The organism is Caballeronia sp. dw_276 (assembly GCF_018449635.1).
Lineage (GTDB): Bacteria > Pseudomonadota > Gammaproteobacteria > Burkholderiales > Burkholderiaceae > Caballeronia.
The window spans coordinates 328,250-345,146 of record NZ_JAAVUV010000007.1; the positions used below are offsets into that span (position 1 = coordinate 328,250).

The 16,897-nt window shown below is 56.6% G+C and carries 17 protein-coding genes; 9 read left to right on the forward strand and 8 right to left on the reverse strand.

All coding sequences use genetic code 11. The features are described from left to right. Window positions 1–52 precede the first annotated feature (52 nt). From HB633_RS17510 to HB633_RS17525, 4 genes are all read left to right on the forward strand, one after another. On the forward strand, window positions 53–781 hold the full coding sequence (locus HB633_RS17510) for a DeoR/GlpR family DNA-binding transcription regulator (protein WP_213779431.1): 729 nt from the start codon (window positions 53–55) through the stop codon (window positions 779–781). Window positions 782–887: 106 nt separating this feature from the next. Next, window positions 888–1,565 (forward strand): esterase, encoded by a 678-nt coding sequence (locus HB633_RS17515; RefSeq protein ID WP_213779432.1) that lies wholly within the window; start codon window positions 888–890, stop codon window positions 1,563–1,565. A gap of 30 nt (window positions 1,566–1,595) precedes the next feature. Next, window positions 1,596–3,218 carry an ATP-binding protein gene (locus tag HB633_RS17520; protein ID WP_213779433.1) on the forward strand — a complete coding sequence of 541 codons (1,623 nt, stop codon included), beginning with the start codon at window positions 1,596–1,598 and terminating at the stop codon, window positions 3,216–3,218. 278 nt (window positions 3,219–3,496) lie between these two features. Beyond that, complete coding sequence (locus HB633_RS17525; protein WP_213779434.1) at window positions 3,497–5,485, forward strand: gamma-glutamyltransferase family protein; 1,989 nt, start codon at window positions 3,497–3,499, stop codon at window positions 5,483–5,485. Between the two features lie 64 nt (window positions 5,486–5,549). On the opposite strand, the gene HB633_RS17530 is transcribed toward HB633_RS17525, so the two are convergent. Next, the gene (locus HB633_RS17530; RefSeq protein ID WP_213779435.1) at window positions 5,550–6,116 is read right to left on the reverse strand and encodes a TetR/AcrR family transcriptional regulator; all 567 of its coding nucleotides are present in this window, start codon (window positions 6,114–6,116) and stop codon (window positions 5,550–5,552) included. Between the two features lie 158 nt (window positions 6,117–6,274). Between HB633_RS17530 and HB633_RS17535 the strand changes: the two genes are divergently transcribed. Continuing rightward, window positions 6,275–6,928 (forward strand): glutathione S-transferase family protein, encoded by a 654-nt coding sequence (locus HB633_RS17535; RefSeq protein WP_213779519.1) that lies wholly within the window; start codon window positions 6,275–6,277, stop codon window positions 6,926–6,928. A gap of 67 nt (window positions 6,929–6,995) precedes the next feature. Here HB633_RS17535 and HB633_RS17540 read toward each other — a convergent pair whose 3' ends face one another. Both HB633_RS17540 and kynB read right to left on the reverse strand, forming a co-directional pair. Next, window positions 6,996–7,304 (reverse strand): putative quinol monooxygenase, encoded by a 309-nt coding sequence (locus HB633_RS17540; RefSeq protein WP_213779436.1) that lies wholly within the window; start codon window positions 7,302–7,304, stop codon window positions 6,996–6,998. Between the two features lie 72 nt (window positions 7,305–7,376). After that, window positions 7,377–8,018 (reverse strand): arylformamidase, encoded by a 642-nt coding sequence (gene kynB, locus HB633_RS17545; protein WP_213779437.1) that lies wholly within the window; start codon window positions 8,016–8,018, stop codon window positions 7,377–7,379. Window positions 8,019–8,280: 262 nt separating this feature from the next. Between kynB and HB633_RS17550 the strand changes: the two genes are divergently transcribed. Then, the gene (locus HB633_RS17550; RefSeq protein ID WP_213779438.1) at window positions 8,281–8,565 is read left to right on the forward strand and encodes a hypothetical protein; all 285 of its coding nucleotides are present in this window, start codon (window positions 8,281–8,283) and stop codon (window positions 8,563–8,565) included. Window positions 8,566–8,691: 126 nt separating this feature from the next. After that, entirely contained in the window at window positions 8,692–9,546 is an 855-nt protein-coding gene (locus HB633_RS17555; RefSeq protein WP_213779439.1) for an AraC family transcriptional regulator, read from the forward strand. Here HB633_RS17555 and HB633_RS17560 read toward each other — a convergent pair. Further along, a complete protein-coding gene (locus tag HB633_RS17560) occupies window positions 9,543–10,457 on the reverse strand; it encodes a LysR family transcriptional regulator (protein ID WP_213779440.1) in 915 nt (304 codons plus the stop codon). The genes HB633_RS17555 and HB633_RS17560 overlap by 4 nt on opposite strands. Window positions 10,458–10,591: 134 nt before the next feature. On the opposite strand from HB633_RS17560, the gene HB633_RS17565 reads away from it, so the two are divergent. Further along, window positions 10,592–11,683, forward strand: coding sequence for a tartrate dehydrogenase (locus tag HB633_RS17565; RefSeq protein WP_213779441.1), 1,092 nt, complete (start codon window positions 10,592–10,594; stop codon window positions 11,681–11,683). A gap of 93 nt (window positions 11,684–11,776) precedes the next feature. Continuing rightward, a complete protein-coding gene (locus tag HB633_RS17570) occupies window positions 11,777–12,562 on the forward strand; it encodes a Crp/Fnr family transcriptional regulator (protein ID WP_213779442.1) in 786 nt (261 codons plus the stop codon). On the opposite strand, the gene HB633_RS17575 is transcribed toward HB633_RS17570, so the two are convergent. The 4 genes from HB633_RS17575 to HB633_RS17590 are packed head-to-tail and all read right to left on the reverse strand — an operon-like array spanning window position 12,537 to window position 16,758. After that, on the reverse strand, window positions 12,537–13,193 hold the full coding sequence (locus HB633_RS17575; RefSeq protein WP_213779443.1) for an aspartate/glutamate racemase family protein: 657 nt from the start codon (window positions 13,191–13,193) through the stop codon (window positions 12,537–12,539). The two genes, HB633_RS17570 and HB633_RS17575, sit on opposite strands and share 26 nt — an antisense overlap. A 27-nt stretch (window positions 13,194–13,220) precedes the next feature. Continuing rightward, on the reverse strand, window positions 13,221–14,729 hold the full coding sequence (locus tag HB633_RS17580) for a sugar ABC transporter ATP-binding protein (RefSeq protein WP_213779444.1): 1,509 nt from the start codon (window positions 14,727–14,729) through the stop codon (window positions 13,221–13,223). A 24-nt stretch (window positions 14,730–14,753) separates the two neighbouring features. Continuing rightward, a complete protein-coding gene (locus HB633_RS17585; RefSeq protein WP_213779445.1) occupies window positions 14,754–15,698 on the reverse strand; it encodes a sugar-binding protein in 945 nt (314 codons plus the stop codon). A gap of 58 nt (window positions 15,699–15,756) precedes the next feature. Next, on the reverse strand, window positions 15,757–16,758 hold the full coding sequence (locus HB633_RS17590) for an ABC transporter permease (protein ID WP_213779446.1): 1,002 nt from the start codon (window positions 16,756–16,758) through the stop codon (window positions 15,757–15,759). Window positions 16,759–16,897 lie beyond the last annotated feature (139 nt).

Consider the following 16,897-nt stretch of genomic DNA (forward strand, 5'->3'; position numbering starts at 1 on the left):
ATTGTCCAACCTGCCAGCGAATGGCGCGTCTTCATTCAAGCATGATCCTCGCATGACCAAGAACGAACGACTGCGCACGCTTGCCGAGACGCTGCGCGAGCAAAGCGTATTGCGTTTGCGTGAAGCCGCGACGCTGCTGGATGTATCGGAGATGACGGTGCGCCGTGATATTGCCGCGAGCCCGGGCACATTCACGTATCTCGGCGGTTATATTGTGCGGACCTCCGATGTACCCAACCACACGAGCTACACCATCGACGAGGAAAAGGACCACTTCGCCCAGGCGAAGGCTGAAGCATCGGCAACAGCGGCGCGAATAATTTCAGATAACGAAACAATTTTTATCGACTGCGGTACGACACTGACCAACCTGGCCCGCATGATTCCAGCGGACTTGCATCTCACGGTGGTCTGCTATTCGCTGAATATTGCCGAGATCCTGCGGCGCAAGTCCAATGTGCGAATGATCCTGCTGGGCGGCGTATATGCACCGTCGTCTGATTCGTTCGCGAGCGAGGAAAGCATCGATACGCTCAAGCGCATGGGAATCAACAAGGCATTCATGTCGGCTGGCGGCGTTGATGAAGGGCGAGGCGTGACCTGCTGGAACTTTCACGAAGTAGGAATCAAGCAGGCCGCAATGGCAAGCGCCGTGGAAAAGCATCTCGTGATCGATACCAGCAAGATGGGCAAGGTCAAGGCCGTGCGCTTCTCGCAACTCGGCGACTTTGATTCGCTGATTACCGAACGCGGCCAGTCGCTGCGCCCGCTTATCGAGTGAATCGAACGCAGTAGCATGACGCTAGGCTTGTAGATCGAATTGCATTGGTGATATATTACATATCAGTGTTTTACGAATCTTCATAAGCACGTCATCAGGTTCCGCAATGCTCAATCCCTCGTTGTTCGGCCGTCTGTCTTTCATGCCCGCAGAACCCATTAAAGGGTCGCTGCCTGCCGGCCGCAACCGTTTCCGTATAGCAGAGGACCGCGACGCAATCCTGTTCGTGCCAACCGGACTCGACACGCTCGACGAGGTCCCGTTGTTCGTTATGTTCCATGGTGCAGGCGGCTTTCCCGAGAAGGTTCTGCCGTTCATCGAAGCACACGCCGAGCGCGAAAAATTCCTGATCCTCGCGCCGCATTCAACCTATGCAACATGGGACATCGTGATTGGCGGCAGCGGTCCGGACCTTGAGCGTCTGCAGCAGGCACTCGCCGAAGTCACGTTGCATTACCGGATAGATAATCGTCATATAGCCTTCGCAGGGTTTTCCGATGGTGCGAGCTACGCATTATCGATTGGCATTACTAACGGCGATATCGCGAGTCATGTGATCGCATTTTCCGGCGGTTTCATGTCCATTTTCATGCAGGAAGGTGCGCCGCAGATTTTCATAGCGCACGGCTTGCGCGACGAACAACTGCCCATCGAAACCAGCGGCCGCGCGAACGCCAACAAGTTGAAGGCTGCGGGTTATGACGTGCAGTACGTCGAGTTCGATGGCTTGCATGTCATTCAACCGGACGTGGTTAGCATGGCGATCCAGTTTTTCCTCAAATAGCGGCAGAGTTGGTGTCTCGGGAGTGCGCTAATGGACTTTGAAATACCTGAATCGCTCGTTCATCCGCTACTCGCGATGATCGAGGCCGATTCGCCGCTTGCACAGCAACTGAACGAGCATGGCGTATGCCATGGCGCCATGCTCGTGTCGAGCAAGCTTTTCGATTCGAAGTCGTTGAACACGTTGTTCACTTTGAGCCGTGCGAATAACGAAAGCGCGCTGATGTTCCAGATGCTCGCACTCGACAACATCTATAAAGCGCCACAGGCCCGGATCATTCCGGCGCTCGATCAAACGGTGCCGGGGCTCGTCGCTTATCTCGCGCGTGACGTGATCGATGGCTGGCTGTACAGGCGCGCGAAGGACGGTACGCTTTTGCCGTGGCTCGTGCATCGCATGCGTTATGTGGAGCCCGAGCAAGGCGCTCCGTACGTGGTTGTCGACATGCTGGCGAACACCATGCAGTCGGCCAACTCGGAGCGAACCGATCCTCAGATGCGTCTTTCGGGCATGACGACATCATTGGTGATCAACCGGCATGACATTGTCAACCGCACCATTCCGGAGCTGCTTTCGGAATTCGGCTTTTATAAGGAGTGCGTGGAGTTCAAGCGCGAATACGAGCAACATGCGCAGCGCTTCCTCAAGATTCAGCCTCGCTTTGGCGCGCAGTTCGTCATTTCGAAGGCGGCTTTCACCGTCGATGCAAAAGGCGTTGCTCAGCTCACGCGTATTGTTGAAGGTGTCAGCGCAAAGTGCGTCAACGACGAAGAAATGCTGGAGCGCCGTTTTCAAATGACGGCCGATGCCGGGTTCTGGCGCAGCGCGAATGTCGAACAAGGCTTCGAAAAAGTCCCGCTGCATTGCTATGTATATCTGTTCCACCTCGAATGGCATCGCAACATCTGGGTTCATGCGCAGCACATAGCGGAGTATCAGTACCGGCCCGAATTGCGCGACAAGCTCGTGCTGCCCAAGCACCATCGCGATCTGATCGACATCTTGACGTCGAAAAATCGCGTGTTCGTGCAGGACTTCGTGCCCGGCAAGTCGAGCGGCACGACAATCCTATGCCAGGGCGCGCCAGGTCTTGGCAAGACGCTGACCGCGGAGGTCTATTCGGAAGTGGTGGGCAAGCCGCTATACCGCGTGCATTCCGGCCAGTTGGGAACAACGGCGGCATCGGTTGGGGCTACGCTGTCCGGCATCTTGCAACGCGCGGTGCGCTGGGATTCGATCCTGCTTCTGGACGAAGCCGATGTCTACATCCGCCGCAGGGATAACGATCTCGAACACAACGCCATCGTCGCGGAATTTCTGCGCACGCTCGAATACTTCAGTGGTCTGCTTTTCATGACGACCAATCGCGTAGACGATGTCGACGACGCCATCCTGTCTCGTTGCATTGCCAAGATCCAGTACGAGACGCCGTCGAAGACAGACGCAATGCTCCTGTGGAGATTGCTTGGCGAGCAGTTGGGTGCGGATCTGAGCAGCGATCTGATCGAAGCGCTGACAAGTACATACCACCAAGCGAGCGGACGAGACATCAAGGAGCTCCTTAAACTGACAACGCGCTATTGCCGCGCGAAGGAGATTCCGCTTTCGGAAGATGCATTCAGGATGTGTGCGCTGTTTCGCGGGCATGCCTGAGCTCGCGCAACGTTTCGTGTTTCGATAAGTTTTTCAAGATCATTAAAAGAATATTTTTTCGGAGAAATTAAGTAAGGTTTCAGATAATATTTTGTCGGCTTATTGCGGGCCGGCTCTTCTGGCCAATGAGACCGTCCCGGTGAGCGAATGCCGACTGCAGCCAGCGGCGCCACGCCACCGTTCAAGTTTCGCGAGACCACTCGCGCGTGCGTTGACGAAGCGCCGTTGCTGCTGTCCTCTTTATAAGAATCGACAATAAAAGGACTCGCAGGAGCACGATGAAAAGCAACCCCTCACTGACTCTCGCAACCGCACTATCCGCCGCCACGCTTCTGCTGGTCTCTTGCGGCGGCGACTCAGACGACAAACAGCCGGTCTCCACAACGCCCGTTCAGAACACGAGTTGCCTCGCGGTGGACAGCAATGGATCGAGCGTTGTCATCGGATCGAATCTGCCGGGCGACCCCTCGCTTCCGGAAGCCGCTTCGGGTTATCGCACGGGTTTGAAGCCCGTGTACGCAAAGACCTATATGGTCACGACATCGAATGCGTATGCAAGCGCCGCGGGTTGCGGCGTGCTCACGAAAGGCGGCACCGCGGCCGATGCCGCCGTTGCCGTGCAGGCGGTGCTCGGCCTGACGGTTCCAGAAGCCACGGGACTCGGGTCGGGCGGCGTGCTGCTTTATTACGATGCATCGAAGAAAGCGGTGCAGGCGTATGACGGCCGCGAAACAGCGCCCAACGCGGCCACGGAAAACTATCTTCGTTATGTCGATGACAACAGCGACCACTCGGCCCCGCAACCAAGCGCGCGTGCAAGCGGCCGCTCGATCGGCACAATCGGCGTGCCGCGGCTTATCGAAGCACTGCAGCGCGATCATGGCAAGCTTGCGTGGAAAGACTTGTTCGGCGACGCGATCTCGCTCGCGTCCAACGGGTTCCCGATCGGTGGACGGCTGGCCGGCGCGATTGCATCGAATGCAAGCAGCCTCAAGCGCGACCCGGAAGCCGCTGCGTACTTTTTCAACGCGGACGGATCGCCCAAGGCATTGGGCACGGTACTGAAGAATCCCGCATACGCCGCGACGCTTCAGGCGATGGCAAACAACGGCGCAAACGCGCTCTACTCCGGGCAGATCGCGCAGGACATCGTGACGAAGATTGCGACGACTACCGGTGCCGATGGATCGAAGATCACAGCGGGTAAAACCACGCTTGCCGATCTCGCCGGCTATCAGGCAAAAGTGCGCGAGCCGATTTGCACGACATACCGGAGCTACTGGATTTGCGGCATGCCGCCGCCGTCGTCGGGTGGCATTGCAGTGGCGTCCGCTTTGGGAATTCTCGAGAACTTCAATCTGCAGCAGCAAAAACCGACGGCCATCGATCTTGAAGGCGGCAAGCCGACGGTTCAAGGCGTCCATCTGATCACGGAAGCCGAGCGCATGGCGTACGCAGACCGCGACAAATACGTGGCTGATACCGACTTCATCCCACCGCCGGGCGGCACTTGGAACACGTTGCTCAACAAACCTTATTTGCAAAGCCGGTCGGCACTGATCAACGTGAACAAGAGCATGGGCACCGCTGCTGCCGGCAATTTTGGCGCGGTTCCGCTCGGCGTGGATAAAACGCTGATCGAGCACGGCACGAATCAGTTCACCATCGTGGACGGCAGCGGCAACGTGGTGACGGCCACGACCACGGTCGAGTCGAGCATGGGGTCGTTTCACATGACTAACGGCTTCCTGCTCAACAACCAGCTCACCGACTTCTCCGCGAGCCCGACCGATACCACCGGTGCCCTCGTTGCAAATCGCGTGCAGCCTGGCAAGCGGCCGCGCAGTTCGATGGCGCCAACGCTAGTCTTCAAGATCGCCGCCGATGGATCAAAGGGCGACTTCGTCATGGCGACGGGCTCGCCCGGCGGCGGCACGATTCCGCAATACGTGGTCAAGACAATCGTTGGTGTGCTCGACTGGGGACTGGACGCACAGCAATCGGCGAATCTGGTCGACTTCGGCGCGAGCAATAGTCCGACCACGACCGTTGGCGGCGAGCATCCGAACATCAACACGGCGAACGGTGGCGCGAACGATCCGTTGATCGCCGGTCTGACCGCGCTGGGTCATACCGTGTCGACGGCGGCTCAAGCCAGCGGCGTCAATACGATCTTGCGCACAGGGGTCAATCAGTCGAGCGTCCTGCAAGGCGGCACAGATCCGCGCCGTGAAGGCGTCGTGCTCGGGGATACGTTCAAGCCTTGATGAATACGCGCGTGCATTCCCCTAGCTGGAGTGCACGCGCCTGACGCGAGCAGGCGAATAAAAATCAAGGAATCAATCCGGCGGCGCGGTAAGCCGCCACTGCCTGATCGTAAAGCGCAATGTCCCCTCTTCCTCTCGCGACAAGCTGGGCACCTTCAATAGCTGCGTATATTGCAAGCGCCTGATGCTGGATTGCATCTTTACTCGCTTTGGTCTTTCTGCGGGACAGCACTTCTGTAAGCCACTCGATATTGACGCTGATGAAGTGATTGACTTCCGCGCGCACTTCGTCGGGCAAGTCGTCGTGTTCGGCAGACATCAATCCGACGAGGCACATCCGGTTTTCGTTCACTAGCGCCGCCCGGAATATTCCCGCATATGCGTCGATGCATTCTCGGACAGTCTTGGACGACGCAAGTATTTGCTCGAACGCTGCGATCCCATCTTCCGTATAACGTTGTGCAAGCGCTGCACCAAGGTGGCCTTTGGTTGGAAAATGATGATGGATGCTCGCACTGGACACACCAACTTCCTTGCCGATTTCCCGAAAGCTGAGCGCGTTGTAGCCATTGCTTTGCACCATGAGACGGCCCACGCTCATGATTTTTTCCCGCGTGTCAGTGTTGGCCATCTGGAACTTCCTCGGTCCGAAAACATGCCTGATTATATCTCTATCGATAGATAACTCGAGTCGACCCCTTATCTATCGATAGATTGTTGTTGACAGCGCGCTCACGACATCCTAATCTTCGCTCCACACTTAACCTATCGATAGATAAGGAAATGATCATGAAAATTTACGACATCCCGGGCTTCCCGAATCCTGCACGCATTCGCATCGTTCTGGCGGAGAAAGGTCTGGATGCGCAGATCGAATTCGTCAAAGTCGATCTGTTTGCCGCCGAGCACAAGCAAGACGCTTTTCTCGCAATCAACCCCACTGGTACGGTGCCGGTGCTCGAACTCGACGACGGCACCTTCATTTCAGAAAGCGTTGCGATTACCGAGTATCTCGACAATCTAGACGGGAACCCTACCCTTACCGGCAAGACGCCCAAGCAAAAAGCAATCATCCACATGATGCAAAAACGCGCGGATGATCAGCTTATCGATGCAATCGGCATTTATTTTCACCATGCGACGCCCGGCCTAGGCGATCGTTTGCTGGCTTATAAAAGCCCTGAATGGGCGCACAGGAAAGAATGGGGCGAACGCCACCGCGAAAAATTCGTGCGCGGCATGAGGTATTTCGACAGCGTTCTGAAAACGCAACCCTACATAGCAGGCGATGAATTCTCGATGGCCGATATAACGGCTTATGCCGCGCTTTTGCACGCCGGTTTTACGACAGTGACAATTCCGGATGATTGCAGCGCGCTCGCGGCATGGCAGAAAAAGGTTTCGGAACGGCCCAGCGTCAAGAATCGCAGCGGACAAGCTTAACTCCGGGCTGATCCAGATTTCCTCCGATCGATACGCTGCGGGTCAATCGGAGGCTTCGCTGCTTTGACTAAGCGACTTGCAGCACATTGATCACACGTTTAGACAGGAGCGGTGCGGTATTACGGCCGTATTCCGCCATATGAGCGGACGCTGCATGCGCTTTCAACGCATCAATGCTCTCCCAGCGCTCGATGACTGCGAACGTATCGTCGCCAAGCGGTGTCTGGATCGCACCGGCGCCGGGTACATCGATCACGGCCTCATAGCTGATACATCCTTCCTCTGCCAACACTGCCGGCTGGTTCTTGCTGAACAATGCGAGCACGTCGGCGCGCTTGCCAGGATTTGCAGTAATAGTGGCAATGACATGAATCATCCAATCTTCTCCAATGTGATTAAGAAACGCGTTGAATGATAATCCCGATCGCGTGAACGCATTGCCTGCGTATCAATACGCCCGCAAGATCGCCCTGACCGGACTTGCATCGAGCGTGGTCAACTTCAATGGCAAGGCGATCAACTCGTAGGTTCCATTGGAAACGCCGTCGAGGATCAGGCCTTCGAGTATCGCCATCTTGTGCGCGCGGACACGATAGTGCGCGTCCATTGTTTTCGACTCTTGCGGATCGAGCGAAGGTGTATCGACGCCTATGAGCCTCACGCCGCGCTCAGCGAGCCTGTCGATCGCATCGGGTGAAATGGCGGCGAAGTCGCTGTCCCATTTCGCGACCGGCGCCTTTGCATACGTCCGGATCAGCACGCGGGAAGAGAGTTGCAATTGGGCATCGAGCAAGGCAGATTCAATCTCCCCAATGCTAATATGCGAAGCCTTGGGCTCGATCGCAATGACCACACACTCGCCGATATACACATCCAGGCCGACCGCGCCAATGGCATTGCCACGCGGGTCATAATGCAACGGCGCGTCGGCGTGTGTTGCGGTATGCGGCGAAAGCGTCATGCGCCCCACATTGACGGGTGAACCCGCCTCCATCTTCCAGACTCGTTCAAGCGTGACTGGTGTATCGCCGGGCCAGACCGGCGTGTCTGGCCCAATGGGAGCGCTAATGTCGAAAAGTGTTTGCGGCATGGTGTTATCCGTTTGTATTCATGCCAATCTTACGAGAAAGCCGTTGGTGATTGTTTCCAAAGCGCAGGTCGATATAAGTCTCGCGTCGAATAAAAAACCGTTCAAGCCAAACAAACCTACGAATTAATGCTTCGCAACCGCGCCTCATCTTAGTGCGATCCAATGCCTTGCCCTGGTGCATGGATCCGCGCGGTTTACTACGCACGCTTTGTATTGCTACACTCGATTCATTCGCGGCCGCCTCACTGGAGAGTTCGACATCATGTCCTACATCAGCGTCGAGATCAGGGCCTACGATGAAACACGCAAAGTGATCACCGTCGCGTTCAGCGAGAAGTGGCCCGTGGCCCTTTCCTCGGCGGTAATCGCCGAGTTGACGCTCGACGATTGCGACACTATCGGCCGCGATGGCGAACTCGAAAATTCCGGTCTCACGGAAGATGAAGCATGCGTGCTGCGCATGCTGTTCGAGGACGAAGGAACCATCGAAGATTGCTTGACCAATCCGGCGCGGTTGATCGGCCGCGTGAACGAAATGGACGAGTGATTTTCGTGAATATCGACGGTTTCTGAATCGGCGCGCAGCAACTTCCCTTAGCCAGATCCGCAGGATTTGGTAAAGCGGGCTGTGGTACTTTGGTCGGCATTCGACGTTCGGATCTTATCGACAGTCATGAACGACCTACTCAATCGAGCTCGTTACGAAACACGGCTTAACCGCGTTCTCGACCATATCCACGATCACCTCGACGAACCGCTCGACATCGGCAGGCTGGCTGATATTGCGTGTTTATCGCCTTATCACTGGCACCGCATTTATCAAGCGATGTACGGCGAAACCGTAGCGGCCACCGTGCGTCGTTTGAGGTTGCATCGGGCGGCAGGCTACCTTGCGAATGACGACATGCCAATCGCCGAAATTGCGGAACGCTCGGGCTATAGCAGTTTGCAATCGTTTTCACGCACGTTCAGATTGGCGTTTGGCCTACCGCCGGCGCAGTATCGAAACGAAGGCAAGCACATTCACTTTCGGGCAAGCATGACAGGGGACAATCAAATGACAGCACACGAAGTGACCATACGCGACGTCCCGGCAATGACCGTGGTTTCCGTCGATCATTCGGGACCCTATATGCAGATCGGCAAGGCATTCGATTCGCTGATCGGCTGGCTCGCAAGCCGCGAATTGCTCTCGCCGGAGATTCGCATGATAGGTATCTACTACGATGATCCGGGAATCGTTCCGGAATCCGAACTAAGATCGAAGGCGGGTGTGGTGTTGTCGCGCGACGTCGAGGTTGCTGCGCCCGTAGGGCTGACGCATGTACGCGGCGGCCAATATGCGATTCTGCGCCACAAAGGACCCTATAGCGACATGCGGGCCGCGTATGAATGGCTTTACGGAGCGTGGCTCATGCAATCAGGACGTGAAGCCGCCGATGCCCCAGCCTTCGAAGAGTATCTGAACAATCCGAAAGAGACGGCCCCTGCCGATCTAATCACAGAGATTTGCTTGCCGCTGGTTTAAGCATCGTCGCGCATGGCAAGAATCAGGAAATCGATGAACGCCTTAACTCGCGCCGTGGTTTGCAAGTGCTGCGGAATGACAGCGTAGATATCCGCGCCCGGCGTGCGATATTCCGGCAGCACATGAAGAAGCCTGCCATCGCGCAAGTAATCGGCTATGTCCCACTCCGCGCGCAGCAAAATGCCGTGCCCCTCGAGCGCCCACTTCACCGCAATCTCGCCGTCGTTTGTGGTCAGGTTGCCACGTACGCGCACGCTTTCCGTTGTCTCCGCAGCACCGTGGCCGCTTATCAGCCGCCAGATGCCGTAGCCGTCGTCGCCCTGACGTATGCCGATGCAATTGTGCAGCACCAGATCATCAGGCGTTTGCGGAAGCGGACGCTCCGCAAAATAGGCCGGAGCAGCGCAGAGCAGGCGCCGGTTGGGCGCAACCTGTCGCGCGATGACACGTGCATCAGGCGGTTCGCCGAAGCGCACGCATACGTCGAAAGCGTTTTCGCTAAGCGGAGGCGGATCGACCGACAACTGCAATTGAACATCGACCTCTGGATAGATCCGCACGAAGCGCGAGATCGCCGGCGCGATGTGGCTCCTCCCAAAACCCAGCGTTGCGTTCACGCGCAATAGACCTGTTGGCGCAGCGGACGCACCGCCGAGCAATTGCGCAAGCTCATCCATTTCTGTCAGGATGCGCCGCGCGCGCGCCACATAGATCTCGCCTTCAGGCGTAAGGCTCATTCGTCGCGTGGTCCTGCTGACCAAAGCGACGCCTGCTCGTGCCTCCATTTGCGCGAGATGCTTGCTTACCGCGGCGGTACTCAATCCCAGTTCGCGGGCGGCCGCTGTCAGGCTGCCACTACCCGCGAGTATAGAAAAGAAGCTCAAGTCTTCTGCCTGGATTGGAGAGGTCATCTTATTCGGGCTATATGGCTATCAGCAAACCGGATTCTTAACTTGAAGTTAAGAACGATTTAAGTTTAGCAGCGTTTAGCCGGCGCTTTTGCGCCTTAGGATGCATTAGCCGTTCAATCCGCCAAGAGATAAATATGAAGAATTACCGCATCGCAACCATTCCTGGAGATGGAATTGGCAAGGAGGTGGTTCCTGCCGGGCAGGAAGTGCTCGAAGCGCTCGCGGTACATTCAAGCGCATTCAGATTCGAGTTCGAAAATTTTGGCTGGGGTGGGGACTACTATCGTGCGAATGGCTCGATGATGCCGGACGACGGCCTCGATGCGCTGCGCGACAAGGACGCCATTCTCTTCGGTTCGGCCGGGGATCCGGACATACCCGACCACGTCACACTCTGGGGTCTTCGGCTAAAGATCTGCCAAGGCTTCGACCAGTACGCGAACGTGCGTCCCACGCGCATTCTTGCAGGGATCGATGCACCACTCAAACGATGCGGTCCGGCTGATCTCGACTGGGTGATCGTCAGGGAAAATTCCGAAGGTGAATATGCAGGAATTGGCGGACGAGCACATCATGGGCATCCGATAGAAGTCGCCACCGACGTCTCCATCATGACGCGCGCCGGCGTCGAGCGGATTTTGCGCTTTGCGTTTCGCCTTGCGGCGTCTCGTCCCCGCAAACGCTTGACGGTCATTACCAAAAGCAACGCGCAGCGTCACGCCATGGTGATGTGGGATGAGATCGCGCTGCAAATCTCGAAAGAATTTCCCGACGTAACCTGGGACAAGGAACTCGTCGATGCCGCCACCGCGCGCATGGTGAACCGCCCTGCGACGCTCGATACGATCGTAGCGACCAATCTTCATGCCGATATCCTGAGCGATCTCGCTGCGGCGCTCGCCGGCAGTCTTGGCATTGCGCCGACCGCCAATCTCGATCCGGAACGCCGCTACCCGTCGATGTTCGAGCCTATCCACGGTTCCGCGTTCGACATAATGGGAATGGGGCTTGCAAACCCGATTGGTACCTTCTGGTCCGTTGTGATGATGCTCGAACACCTCGGCGAAATGGAAGCGGCCCGCACGGTGATGAACGCAATCGAGCGCGTGATGGCGGACCCTTCCCTCCATACCGGTGATCTTGGCGGCAAGGCCACGACGCGGCAAGTTACCGATGCCGTATGTGCCCTGCTTGCATCGCATGAAACGAATGCAAGCCCTGTGTAGACTTGATGAGTCGAAAAAATGATAGCGACAGCGTGCATTCAAACACCTCATGACCGTCCACGGTTTTCGAGGCAAAGTACAAGGAGACACCCAATGTGGTTTGTCGGAAAAAGCGAACTGCTTTCACTCATCGAACGTCATTGTCTCGATGAGGTCATGCCTGCGTTCAGCGAGCACCGTACCGTACGAAAAAACACCACGATTTATCGGCCGGAGGATTCGAGCAATCACGTTTATCTGCTGAAGAGCGGCAGCGTGCGGCTATTTCGGCTCACCGAAGATGGACAGGAAATCACCCTGTCGTTCATCAAGGCGGGCATGTTGTTCGGCGACGGCGACGTGCTGAACGAAGCCAACTACTCGCATCATGCGCAGACGCTTGCGCCGAGCACGCTTTGTTATATTCGCAAAGCGGATTTCAAGCAATTGCTCGCACGCTATGACGTGATCAATCAATTCGTTTTGAAGAGTCATTACCGCCGATGGCAGGAAGCGCAGCAGCTCATAGAAAACCTGTCCTTGCACGATGTCCGCAAGCGGCTCACCAACATCCTGGTGATGTTCGCCAACCAGATTGGCGTTGAGTTCGACTATGCGGATACGGGCGACTCGGTGCTCATCGACTTGTCGATTCCGCAGGACAAGCTCGCTGAGTTCATTGGCACGTCGCGCGAGTCGGTCAACCGACATTTCAACGATCTCAAAGCCGAAGGGTTGACCGCCATGCATGAACGCAAGATCGTGCTGACACCAGTTTTTGTAGAGCGTTATTTGCCGCACAAGGCAACAGCCGCGCCGCGGGTCATGCCGGCGACGTTCGCAACGCCGCCGTCCCCATTCAGCGCGCAATACGTCAAAGCGCCGCTAGCGCGCGTTTAACCGCTTCAACACCGCTGCGCGGACTGGACAGAACCGGTACGCGCAACGCTCCAAGCGATGGCACGAGACGCGCCATGGATACTTGCGCGAGGACCACGACGTCGACTTCATCGGCGAGCGAGACGATCGCCTGCTTGAGGATCTCGTCGTGGCGCGCGCCATCTCCTGCCAGCAAGGCCTCGAACGCGCCTTCCGCGATCCGCTCGGTCACGTCAACGCTTCTGCCCAGTTCCACGGCCTTGCGCCGGATCAGGCGAACGGTAGGGTCAAGGGTTGTCGATACTGTTGCCACCACGCCAATGCGCCGGCCAATCGCGCTTGCTTCTTCGGCCATCGATTCATCGATCTTGACGATTGGCGTCCGGATAAAACCTTTAAGCGAATCCGATGCCTCGCCGACCGATGAACAGGCGTTGAGGATGATGTCAGCGCCCATCGCCTGCGCATTCGACATATAGCTGTAAATGCGGCTCGCGACTTCTGGCGTCAGATGTCCGGCCGCGCGGACGTCGTTGAGCAAGCTGTCATCCATGATGTTGATCACGCGCGCGTCGGCAATCAGTTCATTGAGCTGTTCCTTGATCGGCAAAACGGTCACGGGTCCGGTGTGAATCACAGCTATCGTTGTCATGGCTTTTGGTTGGGTTCGTTAAAAAAATCATGCGGTGGCTGCCGCCATCACGCGTTCTTGTGTCGCTTCGGCGCGCGTCATTTCGCCATTCAATCGTCCTTCACGCACGATCAAGATCCTGTCGCTGACGGCAAGCACTTCGAGCAGATCCGACGAGATCACAATGATCCCGATACCTTGCGAAGCAAGCTGCGCGAGGAGCGCATGCACCTCGGCTTTTGCGCCTATATCGATACCGCGGGTGGGTTCATCGACAATCAGTACCTTTGGATTTCGCGCCACCCATTTGGCGATAACAATCTTCTGTTGATTGCCGCCGCTCAAATTGACCACCTTTTGCTCCGTGCCTGGTGTCTTGATCCCCAGACTTCGCACGAATTGCTTGCAGCTCTCCTCTTCCTTCGCGCGCTGCAAAAACTGAAAGGGTGAATAGCGTTTCAGATGCGTGAGGCTGAAGTTTTCGCGCACGCTCATTCCAAGCACGAGTCCTTGCGCTTTGCGGTCCTCTGTCACAAAGCCGATGCCATGTTCGATCGCATCGTGCGGATTGCGGATGGTCACGTTCTTCCCGTCGACCGCGATGGTTCCCGTGCAGGGACGAATGCCGAAAATCATCTCCATGATCTCCGTGCGCCCCGATCCGACCAATCCCGCAACGCCGAGAATTTCCCCTCTATGCAGCGTGAAGTTGATATCTTTGATGCGCGCGTCGCCGCCCTTGGCGGCGCGCAACGACAGATCGCGAACTTCGAGCACGGGAACGTCACTCGCATGAGAACTGGCCGCACCGGGATACAGGTCGCTCAATTCACGATCGACCATCATGCGAACCAGAGAATCACGCGTGACATCGGCAATAGGCGATGTATCGACGGTACGGCCATCGCGTAGAACCGTCACGTGATCGGCCAGTTCGAAAATCTCTTCGAGCCTGTGCGAGATGTAGACCACCGCAATGTTCCGCTCGCGCAGCCGCTTGATCAATTGCAGCAAGGTACGCGTCTCGTGATGGCTGAGCGACGCCGTTGGTTCATCCATGATGATGACCTTCGACTGATGCGCAAGCGCCTTCGCGATCTCGACCATCTGTTGCTGCCCGACGCTCAATTCACTTACCCTCGTTCCAGGATCGACATCCAGTTCGATGGTTTCAAGCATCGTCCTGGCTTCGCGCTCCATGCGTGGCCGATCGAGCAAACCCAGGCGATTAAGCGGTTCGCGCGCGAGAAAAAGATTCTCCGCCACGCTCAGGTTCTCGACGACCGACAACTCCTGATAAATGATGCCGATACCAAGCGCGCGCGCATGATTGCCATCGCGCATCTCGACCTCGTTGCCCTCTATCAGGATCTTGCCGCCAGGGTCAGGCGCATAGATCCCCGTCAGGATCTTCATGAGCGTGCTTTTGCCTGCCCCGTTCTCTCCGGCAAGCGCGAGCACTTCGCCTTGCCGGATTTGAAGGTTCACGCCATCGAGCGCCTTCACGCCGGGAAAGGTTTTGGAAATAGCGCGCATTTCCAGGAATGGCGTTGCCATGACGTTCCCTTAAAATTGCGTTGCTTACTTCGTATAGCTGCCGATATTTTCTTTGGTCACCACCGTCACGCCTGTATCGATGTCTTTGGGCGCTTCGCCTTTACCCTGAATCTGCGAAACCAGGTTATCAACGGCAAGCGAGCCCATGGTGACCGGGCGCTGGACCATGATCCCTTGAATGGAACCGTCCTTGAGCGCCTTCAGCGTGTCGGGAAGGTCGTCGAATGCAAGGACTTCGAGCTTGCCCTTCATTGCGCCGAATTCCTTGGTGTTGAGCACCTTCGATACCGCCGGCCCGCCAACCTGACTCACGCCAAAAATCCCTTTCAGCTGCGGATGCGCGCGCAACGTGGTCTCCACAACCGAGACGCCTTTCGCAAGGTCATCGTCCGTTCCCTGCGTTTCAACGATCTTGATGCCGGGATATTTCGCCAAGCCTTTCTTGATGCCCGCAATGCGTTCATTCAAATTCACCGCGCCGAGTTGCCCGGTAATGATCGCAACTTCGCCATTGCCGCCGAGCGCCTTGCCCATTGTCTCTGCCATCGTCGCGCCGGCCGATTCGTTATTCGTGCCTATGTACATCGAGCGCCCGCTCTTCGGCGAATCCGAATCGAACGTCAGTACCTTGATGCCGCTTTGCTGAGCGCGTTTCATCACGCTTTCGACAGACTTCGGCTCATTGACGGAAATGGCGATGCCGTCAACATGTTTTGAAATCAGATCCTCAATGATCTTGACCTGCGTGGAGCCTTGCGTGTTTTGCGGCACGACCCATTGATACTTCACGCCGAGCTTGTCGGCGGATGTCTGCGCGCCCTTGTTGCAATCATCGAAGAAGGGAACGGCCACCTTTGGGACCACTGCAACGGAGATATCCTTTGCGTCCTTGGCGTGGGCTGATGCACCTATTGAAAGCGCGACTGTAGCCACGGCAATGCTCATTACGCTGCGAAATGCTTTATCCATTTTCGTCTCCAAGAGGTCTATTTTTTAGTGGTGAAACAGAGTTAGGGAATCGAGAACCTCAACGTCCCTTTCGGCGCACGCGCCAGATATCGATGCTGACTGCAAGCAGGATGACGCAGCCCGTAATGGCCTGCTGCGCGTAGGTATCGATGTTCAAAAGCACCACGCCATTCGTGATGATCCCTGCGAGCGCCGCGCCAATGATCGCGCCTTCCACACTGCCCGCGCCGCCTGAAAGACTCGCGCCGCCAATCGCCGCCGCGGCGATCACATCCAGCTCAGCGCCGAAACCCGATGCCGGTTCCGCCGACACAAACCGCGAGAAACTGACAATGCCGGCAATGGAAGCGATGAGACCCGACAACGCATAGACGATGAACTTGACTCGAAAGGTACGTACGCCGCTAAGACGCGCCGCCATTTCGTTACCGCCGGTGGCGTAGACGTGCCGGCCGAAACGCGTTTGCCGCATCAGCACGGAAAAGCAGATGGTCATGACGATCATGATGATCACCGGGAATGGCACGAAACCAACATATCCCTGACCGATGAACGTAAAGCTGTCGGGTACATCGGGTGTCACTGGAACGCCCTTCGTGATCATGTACATCAACCCGCGCCCTATGCTCAACGTGCCCAACGTGGCGATGAACGGCGGCAACTGGATCCATGTGATCAGCAAGCCGTTGAAGCATCCAACCGCAAGCCCCACCACCAGTCCCGCGATGACCGCGACAACGGGACCTGCGCCATGCTGAAACGCCAGCGCGGTCACGAGCGACGAAAGCCCCATCACCGATCCCACTGACAAATCGATGCCGCCCGTGATGATCACGAGCATCATGCCAATGGCCATAATGGCGATCAGCGAGAACGACCTGAAGACGCCCATCAGGTTGTTGGTAGTAAGGAAATACGGGGAAAAGATGCTGATCAGGATTCCGACCAGCAGCAATACCGAGAAGATGTTCAACTCGCGGATCTTGAGCAAGCCGCGCAATGTCGACGTGAATCCCGTCGATTGCCGGTGCGGATCTTCTTTGGACGATATTGCAGCCACCGATGTCTCCTTGATCTGATTCTGGTTTAGAAGGATCGTAGGCGGCAGGGGCCAGGCGAGTCTGTGACGAGCGTCATACATGTGCATCGGGGTTGTCCCTGATGCGCTGCATTGCGTGACTATGAAGTTCGTCACAGAA

Bases quoted from the DNA above. Each gene is read 5' to 3' on its own strand.
- HB633_RS17580 (WP_213779444.1), bottom strand. From the start codon at position 14,729: ATGGCAACGCCATTCCTGGAAATGCGCGCTATTTCCAAAACCTTTCCC.
- HB633_RS17525 (WP_213779434.1), top strand. From the start codon at position 3,497: ATGAAAAGCAACCCCTCACTGACTCTCGCAACCGCACTATCCGCCGCC.
- HB633_RS17570 (WP_213779442.1), top strand. From the start codon at position 11,777: ATGTGGTTTGTCGGAAAAAGCGAACTGCTTTCACTCATCGAACGTCAT.
- HB633_RS17540 (WP_213779436.1), bottom strand. From the start codon at position 7,304: ATGATTCATGTCATTGCCACTATTACTGCAAATCCTGGCAAGCGCGCC.
- HB633_RS17555 (WP_213779439.1), top strand. From the start codon at position 8,692: ATGAACGACCTACTCAATCGAGCTCGTTACGAAACACGGCTTAACCGC.
- HB633_RS17575 (WP_213779443.1), bottom strand. From the start codon at position 13,193: ATGACAACGATAGCTGTGATTCACACCGGACCCGTGACCGTTTTGCCG.
- HB633_RS17530 (WP_213779435.1), bottom strand. From the start codon at position 6,116: ATGGCCAACACTGACACGCGGGAAAAAATCATGAGCGTGGGCCGTCTC.
- HB633_RS17585 (WP_213779445.1), bottom strand. From the start codon at position 15,698: ATGGATAAAGCATTTCGCAGCGTAATGAGCATTGCCGTGGCTACAGTC.
- HB633_RS17520 (WP_213779433.1), top strand. From the start codon at position 1,596: ATGGACTTTGAAATACCTGAATCGCTCGTTCATCCGCTACTCGCGATG.
- HB633_RS17515 (WP_213779432.1), top strand. From the start codon at position 888: ATGCTCAATCCCTCGTTGTTCGGCCGTCTGTCTTTCATGCCCGCAGAA.
- HB633_RS17565 (WP_213779441.1), top strand. From the start codon at position 10,592: ATGAAGAATTACCGCATCGCAACCATTCCTGGAGATGGAATTGGCAAG.
- HB633_RS17560 (WP_213779440.1), bottom strand. From the start codon at position 10,457: ATGACCTCTCCAATCCAGGCAGAAGACTTGAGCTTCTTTTCTATACTC.
- kynB (WP_213779437.1), bottom strand. From the start codon at position 8,018: ATGCCGCAAACACTTTTCGACATTAGCGCTCCCATTGGGCCAGACACG.
- HB633_RS17510 (WP_213779431.1), top strand. From the start codon at position 53: ATGACCAAGAACGAACGACTGCGCACGCTTGCCGAGACGCTGCGCGAG.
- HB633_RS17550 (WP_213779438.1), top strand. From the start codon at position 8,281: ATGTCCTACATCAGCGTCGAGATCAGGGCCTACGATGAAACACGCAAA.
- HB633_RS17535 (WP_213779519.1), top strand. From the start codon at position 6,275: ATGAAAATTTACGACATCCCGGGCTTCCCGAATCCTGCACGCATTCGC.